Raw genomic sequence first — 12,329 nt, forward strand, 5'->3', positions numbered from 1 at the left:
CTTTATGCTAAATCAACATACAAGATGCCAAGATAACATACTTCTAACCCAAAAATTCCGAAAGTTTCTAAAGCCATAGCCTCTCCGTTTTATTAGTTTAAGTTTATTGTTGATTCCTTCGACCACCCCATTCGTTGTCCTTCGCTCGAAATAACTAATTATTTCTCCAAACCAGTTTCGGATTGTTTGACAACTCTTGGTAAAAACACTGGAGGATTTTGCCAACCATTCCGAGATGGATAGCATTCCCTCTGTCGGATTCTCTGAGGTTTCATAAATCTTTCTAAATTCTTCCTTTAATTCCTGCATCTTTTTCAAATTTGGGAATTTTTCTTTGATAGCTTCTAGTTTAATTTTTTGGGGTTCCGTTAAATCTTCTTCATTTTTTAACAGGCTATATTTACTTCGCTTTAAAACTTCTAGCTTGGCTTCTTTTTCTGCTTTCTGTTTTTTATTTTTCTGCGCTTCTACGGCTCTTTTTTCTGCTCTTCTCTGTTCGTCTAACTCTTGATTAATTTGTTTCATTACATGGAATCTATCGGCGACTACTTCGGCCGATGGCATCAATTCTTTCACCAAATTTTTATAAGGCAACCAAAGGTCTATGCTCACTTCTTCAATTTGCTCTAACACCTCTTTTCCCCAGCCCGTAAGCGTTTCTCTCAACTCTTCTTGTGTTCGCTTCTCTAGAATAGCTATTAGTTTTCCCGTATCTAAATTTACTAAAACCGCACAGTAATTTTTTTGTCCTTTGACTAGAGCGATTTCATCAATTCCTAGTCTTTTTAATTCCGATAGGTCTGGCTCTGTAATTTCTTCGGCGATGTCCTCTATCATTCTTTGAATCTCTTCTTCCGTTACGTCATTTATTCGACTAACATTTAAAATATCTCCTTCTTTTAATTGTTCGAGTATATTTGCGGCTAGTCTTTTCGTATAGGTTCGTTTCTTGGCGACAAAATCTAACTCTTCGCTAAAGGGTCTCTGACAATTATCGCACTTAAATTGACGACGATTAACTTGTAGGTATACTGGTTGACCTGAGATTGGTAAATCTTTGACTAAATGTCGATGATTTTGGTGGAGTTTATCGCTCTCTAACCCACAACGAGGACAGGTTGCTTTTTGATTTTTCGATTCGATTCGGCAAACTATACCGATATTTTCTAGGTGTAGATAGCCTTGAATACAGGTTCCTTTTAGGTTCAAAAATTTGTCAAGTATCATAAGTAAAATAATCTCGTTTTTGGCTATTATATCAAATCTTAACTCAATTGTCTATCTTTTGGTATTAACCTGTTTGTGCCTTAAGTCCTTCCCTGTATGGATTTCAGCTACTTTTGAGCGTAGGCGCTCTCATCGAATTTTATTTTAAGTTAATTATTTGCATAACAATTCCCGAAGAGCCGAATGCCGAAGGTTTTGAAGGGTGGTTATCTTTATATTTGTTGCCCTCTCTAACCATAACATCAGTATTAATTATGGATAATGCACCAATTCATCGGAAGACAGTCATTAAACAACTGGTAGAGGAAGCAGGTCATCAGGTCGTGTTTTTGCCAAAATACTCTCCTGATTTAAATGATATCGAACATGATTTTAGTGCATTAAAGAGGGCAAGAATGTATGCTCCTGTGGGGACACCCCTTGATGAAATTATTCGTACTTATTGTGTCGCCTAGTGTCTCGTTCTTATTTGAAATAACTATATCAGTTATCAGTTATCAGTTATCAGTTATCAGTTATCAGTTATCAGTTATCAGTTATCAGCTTTTTTCTCCCTGCTCCCTTCTCCCCACTTCCCCACTTCCCCACTTCCCACTGAAAAGGCTGCCATGCAGCCTTAATTGGGTGTGCGGGCAGCCTAAAGCCTAGTTTTTGGGGATTTAATCGGAAAAAATTAGGGTAAGACTTGGGTTTTTTCGATCAACCATTTATCTCCTTGCCGTACCAAATCATAGCGCAGGTTCAAGGACTCATTATAGGAACGATTGACAATTTCCTTGCCATTATGGAAATACATGGCCTTTTCGTTGACTATCGCTTCCACCGTCGCTAAATTAGGATTTTTCACATTATTAGTAACCGAGCGCACATCCACTTGATGATCGTAGCGCCAATAATTATTTCCTTGTAAAGCCGCCGCTCGTTTTTGCCAAAGTTCCAAGGCTGAACCCGTTAAAACCTCTTTCAATTGCTCTTTTTGGTGTTCACTGCCAAAAGCCGCCGATTTTGCTTCTAACCAAGCTTGAATCGTCTCCTTTGCTGTTTCCTTGTCCAAGGGAATCCCTTCCATCACTTCCGCATTAGCCGAGGGAATTTCTAGTATGGGAGTATTTAAAGAAATCGGTAACTGTTCCCCTTGCAAGGCTGCCAAAGGAGATTGACTATCGACAATTGCCTTTACCCCCAGGGCCAAAACCGCGATTGTTCCCACTAATCCTACCCCTAATATCGCCACTCGATCGAGTCGCAGTTTTCTGCGGGCTGGTCGTCTCCGTTTCGGTGCGACTAGGGCAGTTTTTGCCGTTTCTAGGGCTGCCGGCCCGGAGTTGCCTGCTGCTTGGTGGCGCGGGCGACTAGGACGACGACGGGGGGGATTAAGTGCCGGTTGACGATAGGCTGCTGTCACCACCACATTACCCTGAGTATAGGGGGTGAGCGTTTCCTCCTGAGCGGTGGCTCTCAGGGCAGGTACAGCAGTGCTTGTCCGCTCACCGTTAGCTCTAGCTAAAGACGGTTTTTGGGGACGAGAGTGGGAAGAAGAATAAGCAGATTCCCTCATCGGTGTCACTCCTGGCACTGGGTTTAAATGGGTGGGGGGGGTGTGGGTTTTCAGAACATTTACTTCCGATTCTAAGGGTTCGCTGGCCTTTTCTCGAACCTCGACGGGAACTTTTTCGTCAGGAAAACCTGACAATTCTTCTAAATAATTTTGTACTTCTTCCTCGGCAAAATACTCTTTGAGTGAGGCTTTCCGCTCGACTAAATCACTAAAATGGCAGAAAACTTCTGTTTGTAACCAACGCTCACCGTAACGACATAACCCGGGTAAAAGATCGGCAGATTGCCCGGATTGTTCCTTAATATAATTTAATATTTCTTGCTCTTGACTTTTTTCTAAAATTGTGCTTGCTCGTTCCGTCTGACCGAGCAGTAGGGCGCAGATCGATCGCTCTAGGGAGACATCCTGATGTTTTTGTAATTGCTGTAGGCGCTCGCAGGCTGCGACAATAGCGGCGGGTTGTTTTTGGGCGAAACCGCGGGCGATCAAGGCATAGACCAGCAGATAATTACCCACCGCCGAGGGGCGTTGTGCCTCTTTAGCCCAGATTTTCTCCTGTTCGGCCTGAGTTAAATAAACCCGTAACTGTTGAATAAAGCGTAAAAAATTATCCACCCCCAACCCAGAGCGATCGTCGCCCTGGCCATCGATGCCGCCGCGAGCGGCCAACATCTCCTCCAAGAGATTTAAGCCGCGCTGACGGGCAAGACTAGGTTTTTTTTCTTGGGATAACAATTCCAGTATCCGGTAGGGACGCAGGCGATCGCAATCATGGCGAATCTCGCTGGCCACTTGCGGGAACATTTGTTCTTGTTCCAACCAAGTCAGGGCTTTGGTTGCGGTGCTGGCCGCCTGTTCATAATTTTTATCCTGCCAATATTCCCGACTTAATTCCCCGTAGGCCAAAGCCAAGGTTAAGATCATGTCTGGGCGAGTAGTTGGCTCTAAATCTAGATAAGTTTCGGCCAAACGAATCACTAACTCGTATTCTCCCAACTCTTGCAGGATGAGCAAAGCTCCCACCAGATCGGCGGGGGCAATGGTAATCTGGGGAGTGGGATATTCCGGCGAAGCCGCGGCCGCCTCCCCACCCTGAGAATCTAGGTTTTCGGCACTGCTTTCTGGGTTGAGAAGCAAGGGATTGGGTCCGAAAAATTGGGCATCGTAATCACGACGGCGATCCGCAGCACTTAACACTTGGTAAGCTTCATCTAACAAGTGCTGACGGGCAATGATCGCTGTTTGACTGTATTCTTGACGTGGCAATTGCCGTCCCCGGTCGGCGTGGGCCAAATCAATCTGCTCGGCACTCACCTGAAAGGGGATTCCCAATATCCTGTAGTAGTCAAGAGGAATGCGCACGGTTAGCTGTACCTCAACTCTGGAGAGTCCTTAGTAATCTACTCCCGTTAAAGCGTCAGCTTAACGGGAGCTTTCTGTAACCCTAAACTTATCGGGCAAGCCAATAAATTCGGCTCTCTGGGCTGGATTACACTCAGCCCCAAAAGTCTAATCATCTTGCTACCGTTCGCGTCTGCGTCACCAATCCAACCACAAGTCTTATTACTACACTTAAACGATTTTCCGCTTCTAATTCCGATATGTAGGCAACAATGACAGGTTTGAGAGGTATATCGTGGATTAACCGCGATAACCTCAACTCCTTCTTTAATGCCTTTGTATTCGAGAAATTGTCGAAGTTGATAGAAAGCCCAAGAGTTAGACCGTCTTCTCTCGGTCTTATTTCGTGGTTGTTGGTTGGTTCTCTCTCGAATACCGGTTAGGTCTTCAATAGCGATAATCGAGTTGGTTGATTTTGCCTCGGCAACGATAGCTTTACTGATTACATGATTTAAGTGCGCTTGGTATCTTCTCTCCCGCCCCGATAGCCGTTTCAATATCTCCCGACACCTACGCCTGGTGGATCTAGTGCCTTGAGACGCTTTCCTTTGCAGAGAAGCTCGAACGCGACTGTATTTATCCCTCGTTTCCTTGATTCCATCCCCCGACCACGATTGATCGGTTGATGTTACCGCGATGTCACGACGGCCGAAATCGACCCCGATAATGTTATCCGCGTTGATAGGTTTCGGCGGTTCCGATTTTAGTTGGATGTGGACATACCAACCGCCGTCACGATGTAGGCAGATTTGAGCGGAGGTCGGATTTTGCCAGGTAAGTTTCCCCCGATGGTAATTGCTCGCTCTCAGGGGAATGGTTAACCGTTTCCCCGTGGTGCTAACAGTAATCGCCCAATCTTTCTCGACGAAACGGAAGGTTCGAGCGTCACAGTCGAAACTTGTTGGAGCAAAGTTCTTGACCTTCTTCCCTTGAAGTTTTGCTGTCAAACGATTAGCCGCCACCCGACCGCAAGCTCTGACAACGTGGTTAGCCGTCAATCCGAACCGATCCTTAACGTCCTGATAACAGACGGCTTGAATCGAGTTCCGGTTAGTCAGCCGGGGATTGACGTTCTCGTTAATCCAGCTACAAGCCGACGCAAAAGCCGTACAGGTATCGGACAGCGCTTGTTGTTGTTCGCTACATACTTGAAGCTTGATCACTAGCGTCAGGACTTGTTCCACGGCCTCAAAAAACTCACCAACAGGAAGCATAACATATTTAGAGTCGATGCGCTACGCGCGTTTTATACTGGTCGGCATTCCTCCGCCGCCAACCCGTAGGGTGTAACGGGGGCATCCTGCCGACATCTAAGGTGAATTAAGTGATGTAAGTGAGAGCGGAGCGAGTAAAATAACAAGATACCATCTTATCCTAGCCAATCTCTGACTGACTAAGATTAGATTTGAGAGAGAAAATACCAAGAACCCCTTGGTTTAAGACCAAAAAATTCACTGCCAGAATTCTCGAAAAATCTACCGCTTCCTCTCCCCTTGCCTTTTTGTTGTCTAAATGATACTACAGACCCTATGATTTCCGAACGTACTTTACCAACCTTTAATCCTGCTTCCATCATTATTACCAAAGCTGAAGGTCTTCGCCTATACGAGGATATGGTTTTGGGGCGGATGTTTGAAGATAAATGTGCCGAAATGTATTATCGGGGCAAAATGTTCGGTTTTGTCCACCTCTACAACGGTCAAGAAGCGATATCTAGCGGTATTATTAAAGCCTTGCGTCAGGGAGAAGATTACGTTTCTAGTACCTATCGCGATCACGTCCACGCCCTCAGTGCCGGAGTTCCCGCTCAAGAGGTAATGGCGGAGTTATTCGGAAAAGCTACCGGCTGTAGTAAAGGACGGGGCGGCTCCATGCATATGTTTTCCGCCGAACATAAGCTTTTAGGGGGTTACGCTTTTGTGGCCGAGGGGATTCCCGTCGCAACCGGGGCGGCTTTTCAAAGTAAGTACCGTCGCGAAGCCATGGGTGATGCCAGTGCCGATCAGGTAACGGTCTGTTTCTTCGGGGATGGGGCGAGTAATAATGGCCAGTTTTTTGAGTGTCTGAATATGGCCGCCCTCTGGAAGTTGCCGATTATCTATGTGGTGGAAAATAATAAGTGGGCGATCGGTATGGCCCACGATCGAGCCACTTCTCAACCGGAAATCTATAAAAAAGCTAGTGTTTTTAGTATGGTCGGTGTGGAAGTGGACGGTATGGATGTGGTCGCCGTTCATGCCGCCGCCAGAGAAGCCGTGGCTCGGGCCCGCGCTGGTGAGGGACCGACTTTAATTGAGGCCTTAACCTATCGTTTCCGGGGTCACTCTCTGGCAGATCCCGACGAGTTACGCAGTGCTGACGAGAAACAATTCTGGGGCGAAAGAGATCCGATTACTCGCTTTGCCGCCTACCTCTACGAGCGAGATCTGGCCACGAGAGAGGAATTAAAAGAAATCGAGCAGAAAATTCAAGCTGAAATCGAGGAAGCGGTTAAATTTGCCGAATCTAGCCCCGAACCCGATCCTAGTGAACTAACTCGCTTTATTTTCGCTGAAGACGAGTAATTTCAGTGATTAGTTACCAGTTATTCAGATTTGAGTAATCAGTAATCAGTGATCACTGATTACTTAAGGTATTCTATGAGGGGGAGCAGAAAAATCCCGCCTTGAAGATGGTTGTTGTTGAAAAAATCCGTAAAAAATAGTTGCGCTCTTGTATAATCCGCTAAAATCCAGAGAAATAGCTTTTGCCATGGCGACTACAGAAGCATTGAACCCCAGTCAGTTCGCATTCTTAACCAACCTCACCGCTGATCGTTCAAGTTCACCCAACCCACAACAAGAAATGGACAAAGTTATCATTCTCGTTAATGCCGAAGCTCAAGCCAGTGGTCAGATGTCTCGGCTATCGCCCGTTACCGAAAAGATGGTGATTGCCTTAAAAAATGCGGTTCCTAAATCCTTGGCGGTGGAGGTGACGGGGACGGCTTCTTTGTGGTCAAAAATGGAGTCGGGTAAAACCAGCCAGAATAATTTAATCTGGTGTCCCTTAACAATTCAATTACCCAATTGGGTGAATTTTCCTGGTAAAAAAGTTTATCAAGCTTGTCGGGATATCGAGGAAAGACGCACTTGGGTTGCCCATACCCTGCACTATAAAACCAGTCAGGGAGATTCTTCTTTTGGGGATCTTTGGTTGCCGATCACGGTGACATCTAAGGGTTTAGAATACGGTGAGGTAATCGGAGAAGGCATGATCCCCAACGCCTACAGTCAACCGATTAGTCTGGAAAGAGAGAGTCTTAAGTCTTTACATCGGCTGGCAGCGCAATTACTGGATAATTTACAGGCTCCTGCTTCTGTTTATTTGCTGCAGTTTCGTCTGGCTCATCGAGAAGTGGTTTTTGATCGTCTCTGGCCTTTTCCTGCTGCACCTGCGATCGCTTCCCTGCGCGGTCAACAGACGGATCTTTATGCAGCCTACTGGAATTGTTTACGTCGGCAAGCAATGCTCGATCATTCCTTGGCAATTTAACTTAGTGTCAGCAGAAGTCCCTCGCGCTTAGTGCGATGGGACGGGGCTTTTAAAGGGGCGAAGTAATTCGCCCCAGGGTTCCCCTCACTCATGAATGCTGACTTTGTATATAGACAATTCTCAAAAACCGATGCTATAATAAGTATTGTAAAGTTTTGTAAAAAATATATGCAAATGACTGCAAACAACTGCTAATATGGTTAGTACAAGTTTACATTGCAGTTCACATGAAACTATCAGATTATGCTAAGAAAAAAGGGATCAGTTATGACACTGCTTGGAGAATGTGGAATCGAGGGCAGTTACAAGGAGAACGTCTTCCTACAGGAACAATTATTATTTTTGAAGATGACCGTTCTTGCGGTGAAAATAAAGTAGCTATTTATGCGCGAGTTTCTAGTTCAGAAAATAAATCTGACTTAGAGACTCAGGCAAAAAGATTGGAAGCTTATTGTATTGCGAAAGGCTATCAAATTGTTCGAGTAGTTAAAGAAGTAGGAAGTGGAGTCAATGATCATCGAAAGCTATTATTAAAACTTCTAGAACAAACTGATTATAATTTGATTGTCGTAGAACATAAAGATCGTTTAAGCAGAGTAGGGTTTAATTATCTGAAAGTTCTTTTAACTCAAACAAATAGAGAGCTAGAGGTCGTTAATCTAGCAGAAGAAAGAAAAGACGATTTAAGGCAAGACTTCGTGAGCATAATTACCTCATTTTGCGCTCGATTATACTCATTAAGACGACGAAATAGAAAGACAGAATGTTTAATTAAATGCCTTGAGGAGAATGATGAAATTAGTTCAAAAACATCTAATTAAATTTAATCACAAAAATTATTCAGTAATTGATAAATTAGGATTTTTATCGAAGAATCTGTATAATTGTGCTGTTTATTTAAACCGTCAAGTTTTCTTTTCACATCAACCATTTTTAACAATGACTGAGTTACATCATGCCTTAAAAATGAGTCCAGATTATCAAGCCTTACCCGCCAAAGTAAGTCAGTTAGTATTAAAGCAAGTAGAAAAAACCTTTAAATCTTACCAAAAAGCGAAAGAACAATCCAAAAAATCGCCAGATAAATTTACAGGAGAGCCTAAGTTGCCAAGATACAAAGACAAGGAAAAAGGTAGAAACGTTTTAACTTATAACTATCAAGCCATTTCTAAAAAAGCGTTGAAGCAAGGTTTAATCAAGCTATCAGGGACTAATTGAGAATTTAAAACTAATTTAAAGAAAGTCTTAGAGGTCAGGATTATTCCTAAATTGGGTGCTTATTGTTTAGAGATTGTCTATGAACAACCATCCTCATCAAGTCAAGAGGGAGAAAGATATGCTTTTATCGATTTAGGCTTAAATAACCTAGCTGCTGTTACCTCTAATATTCCCGAATTTCAGCCAACTTTAGTATGTGGAAAAGCCTGAAAATCCTCCAATCAAAAGTACAACAAGACACTAGCTAAACTCAAATCGGAATTACCCAGTCTACAGAAGACCAGTAAAAGAATACAAGGTTTAACTTTAAAGCGTAATTGCCAGGTGGATTATTACCTCCACACCGCTAGTAAATATATTATTGATAAATTACTAGCTCATCAAATTAACCTTTTAGTTATTGGTCATAATCAAGGCTGGAAACAAAACATTAATATTGGAGATAGAAATAACCAGTCATTCGTAAATATTCCTCATTCAAGGTTGATCGAACAACTTACCTATAAAGCAAATTTAGTAGGAATAGAGGTCAAAACAACTAATGAAAGCTATACCTCTAAATGTAGTTTCTTGGACTTAGAGTCTATTCAAAAGCAAAAAAGCTATTTAGGCAAGAGAATTAAAAGAGGACTATTCAGAAGCTCGTCGGGTTATTTCTATGGAGCAGATATTAATGGTTCCTTAAATATTGGAAGAAAGGTAGTCGGAGAGGCCGCCTTTAGCGGGAATCCGATAGAGAGGTTCGTAGTTAACCCAGTACGGGTCAAAGCGTACAAAGCTAATTCTAGATGCAATATTTGCGTACAGAATTAGTAACTATATCTTGGTCACTATTCCTGAAGCGATAACCGAGCTTCGACGAGTCCTGTTGCCAGAAAAAGTATGGGTCTTAGGAACTAGGACTCCTGCCCGGGTCGGGAAGGTAAGACTTGCTATCTTTCGAGGTAGAAAGCACATCCCATTGAAGCAGGAAGCTCTCAACGGAGTTGAGAGTAGTTCACTCCAATAGCAGAGAAAAACAATCTAACTTTGGCCACAACAGCGATCGATCCCTAAACTATCTAAAATTAAATCACTGACGGCGTTAGCGATGGCAAATTCACTATAAAAACTTTCGCGAAAATCAAAAGCTTGCATCTCGGTAACGATCGCAATTACTAGACAACCGAGATCGTTTTCCCCTTCCAAACGCTGACGCAGAAAAATTTGACTAGCGCGTTCAGCGATAGTTTCATTAATAGCTTCGGGAATAAATTCCGCATCTAACCAACGATGTAAAGCCGTGCGCAACCAAGTTTGTTCCTGTTGGGGATTTTCGATCGGTGGTAAAGTAATAGGTGGAATTGGTGCGGGATGATCGGGCATAATTAGAGAATGATCAGGCTACGAGACTGAATTCTTGGGGGGAGTCGTGGATACCGCCTCTATTATACAAGGATACGCACGCGGTTACTTTCTCATGGCCGATGAGGGGGGGCGATTGGATTGGTATTCTAGTAAAAATCGCGCTCTTATCCCTCTTGATCGGCGTTTTAGGTATCCCAAGTCCCTAAAACGAGTTTTGAATCAAAATCGCTTTAGCGTCGCTATTAACCGCGATTTTGCTGGGGTTTGTGCTGGTTGTGCCGATCGCTCGCTGACTTGGATTTCCCCGGAGTTAATGCAAATCTATCAGCAATTACACCAGGCCGGTTGGGCCTACAGTTTCGAGACTTGGCAAGGGGATCAATTAGCGGGAGGGATTTTAGGTTTGGCCATTGGCGGGGTTTTTATCGGGGAATCGATGTTCTATAAAATTCCCGATGGTTCTAAGGTAGCCATGGTCAAGTTAGTTGAACACCTCAGAGAACGGAATTTCTGTCTATTTGATGCCCAAATGCAAAATCCCCATCTGGCTAGATTTGGGGCCTATACTATCCCCGAACAAGAATATCATGCCCGACTGGAAAGCGCTCTGTTGAAGCATTGCCATTTTGTTTAAGTATTGTTTCCGATTGTGGCAGTCATCTTAATAGTGAGGTACTAATTTTTCGTTTTGGGGGGCCAGTCGTCACGATTCGGTCGTCATTGACTCTCCCCCGCTAACCGCTCGCGCGGTGTAGCGGGGGATTCTCGGTTCTTAGGCTTTTAACTAGATCGACCTGGTTTAACTGGAGGATCCCCGTCAAATCGCCTCCGCGAGCGTTTTCTAACACGGTCAGTCCGACCGCGTTTTTTCCTCGGTTCTCGATTACCTTCGCTGATGCCGTATCTCTCGGTTCAATGTGGCCGCAAGAATCACACCGGTGAACTCTTTCCGATAAGGCTTTTTTACCGGTAATCGCGCCACAATTCGGACACTCTTGCGAAGTTCCGTTTTTATCGACTTTAAGATAATATTTTCCCCGTTTCCAAACAACAAACGGTAGTATCTCGTTAATAAAACTACCGATACCCGAATCCAGAGATTGTTTTCTAACGATCCCTCTAGACCAGGAAACGAAGTTAATATCCTCAACGAAGATATTATCAGCAAGATCGCAAAGGTAATGAGCTAACTTAAAATGCCAATCTCTACGAGTATTAGACACTTTTTCATGTAATCTTGCTATCTTCTCCTGAAGTTTTAACCAATTGTTCGAGCCTTTGACTTGATGTTTCAAGCGTCTTTGTAGCAATTTAAGCTTACTCTGTACTTTCAACAAAAATCGAGGGGCTTTGATTAAATCTCCCCGTGAAGTAGCGACAAAACTTTCAATCCCCGCGTCGATTCCTAAACAGGTCTTCCCAACTGTCATATCGGGAACTAATTCCGTAGATTGGAAAGAAACCGAAACGTAAAATCCCGACGCTTTGCGGATAATTCGAGCTTGTTTAGGCTCAAACCCAGACGGGTACTCCCTAGATTTCCTAATCCGAATTTTTCCCAATTGTGGAAAATTCAAACATCCATCCCCTAGAAAGTTTTTTGACAGCGCAGGAAAAACCAAACTCCGCATCTTTTTCTTAAATCTAGGAAAGCCGAAGCCTTTCGATTTTATCTGGTCAAAAGCTTTATCTACAGTTTTTAAGACTTGCTGTAAAACTTGAGCGTTAACCGTCTTTAATATCGGGTAAACTTTTTTAGCTTCCGTTAGATTTTTAGCTTGAACGAAGTAATTAGGATAGGGTTCATCCGCAGGAATTATGTACTCGGAAACTAACGAACAACGATCCGCAAGACACTTTCGAGAGTTCAACCAATCTTTTCGCTCCGCCAGCGCGTAATTGTAAACGCTTTTGGCAACATCAAGAATGTGGATTATCTCCCGTTCCTGTCGCCTGTTTACCTTTAGTTTGTACTGGTAGGTAAGCGTTATCACTGTCGTTCGTTTCGTGATGTACAATTGAATTGTAACACTTACTGCCTAAT

9 protein-coding genes and 2 pseudogenes are annotated in these 12,329 nt (G+C 43.5%); 6 read left to right on the top strand and 5 right to left on the bottom strand.

The window, feature by feature from the left end:
* Nucleotides 1-12: 12 nt before the first annotated feature.
* A complete protein-coding gene (locus tag MAE_RS19265) occupies nt 13-1,227 on the bottom strand; it encodes an ISL3-like element ISMae36 family transposase (RefSeq protein ID WP_012263890.1) in 1,215 nt (404 codons plus the stop codon).
* A gap of 182 nt (nt 1,228-1,409) precedes the next feature.
* Between MAE_RS19265 and MAE_RS19270 the strand changes: the two are divergent.
* Nucleotides 1,410-1,682: pseudogene (locus MAE_RS19270) on the top strand (transposase); the annotation flags it as partial.
* Nucleotides 1,683-1,900: 218 nt separating this feature from the next.
* On the opposite strand, the gene MAE_RS19275 reads toward MAE_RS19270, so the two are convergent.
* Entirely contained in the window at nt 1,901-4,147 is a 2,247-nt protein-coding gene (locus MAE_RS19275) for an IMS domain-containing protein (RefSeq protein WP_012267063.1), read from the bottom strand.
* 47 nt (nt 4,148-4,194) lie between these two features.
* A complete protein-coding gene (locus MAE_RS19280; protein ID WP_012267064.1) occupies nt 4,195-5,400 on the bottom strand; it encodes an RNA-guided endonuclease InsQ/TnpB family protein in 1,206 nt (401 codons plus the stop codon).
* A gap of 315 nt (nt 5,401-5,715) precedes the next feature.
* Between MAE_RS19280 and pdhA the strand changes: the two genes are divergently transcribed.
* The 4 genes and pseudogenes from pdhA (at nt 5,716) to MAE_RS36165 (ending at nt 9,751) form a co-directional block, all read left to right on the top strand.
* A complete protein-coding gene (gene pdhA, locus MAE_RS19285) occupies nt 5,716-6,750 on the top strand; it encodes a pyruvate dehydrogenase (acetyl-transferring) E1 component subunit alpha (protein ID WP_012267065.1) in 1,035 nt (344 codons plus the stop codon).
* Nucleotides 6,751-6,937: 187 nt separating this feature from the next.
* Nucleotides 6,938-7,720, top strand: a complete 783-nt coding sequence (locus tag MAE_RS19290) for a hypothetical protein (RefSeq protein WP_012267066.1) — start codon at nt 6,938-6,940, stop codon at nt 7,718-7,720.
* A gap of 227 nt (nt 7,721-7,947) precedes the next feature.
* A complete protein-coding gene (locus tag MAE_RS19295; RefSeq protein WP_041804227.1) occupies nt 7,948-8,541 on the top strand; it encodes an IS607 family transposase in 594 nt (197 codons plus the stop codon).
* A pseudogene (locus tag MAE_RS36165) lies at nt 8,513-9,751 on the top strand (RNA-guided endonuclease InsQ/TnpB family protein). Before MAE_RS19295 ends, MAE_RS36165 begins: the two are co-directional and overlap by 29 nt.
* Before the next feature lie 210 nt (nt 9,752-9,961).
* On the opposite strand, the gene MAE_RS19310 reads toward MAE_RS36165, so the two are convergent.
* Nucleotides 9,962-10,303 carry a hypothetical protein gene (locus tag MAE_RS19310; RefSeq protein ID WP_012267070.1) on the bottom strand — a complete coding sequence of 114 codons (342 nt, stop codon included), beginning with the start codon at nt 10,301-10,303 and terminating at the stop codon, nt 9,962-9,964.
* A gap of 34 nt (nt 10,304-10,337) precedes the next feature.
* Between MAE_RS19310 and aat the strand changes: the two genes are divergently transcribed.
* Entirely contained in the window at nt 10,338-10,919 is a 582-nt protein-coding gene (gene aat / locus MAE_RS19315; RefSeq protein WP_012267071.1) for a leucyl/phenylalanyl-tRNA--protein transferase, read from the top strand.
* A 100-nt stretch (nt 10,920-11,019) separates the two neighbouring features.
* Here aat and MAE_RS19320 read toward each other — a convergent pair whose 3' ends face one another.
* Complete coding sequence (locus tag MAE_RS19320; protein WP_012267072.1) at nt 11,020-12,279, bottom strand: RNA-guided endonuclease InsQ/TnpB family protein; 1,260 nt, start codon at nt 12,277-12,279, stop codon at nt 11,020-11,022.
* Nucleotides 12,280-12,329: the final 50 nt, after the last annotated feature.

It is taken from the genome of Microcystis aeruginosa NIES-843 (assembly GCF_000010625.1).
Classification (GTDB): Bacteria; Cyanobacteriota; Cyanobacteriia; order Cyanobacteriales; family Microcystaceae; genus Microcystis; species Microcystis aeruginosa.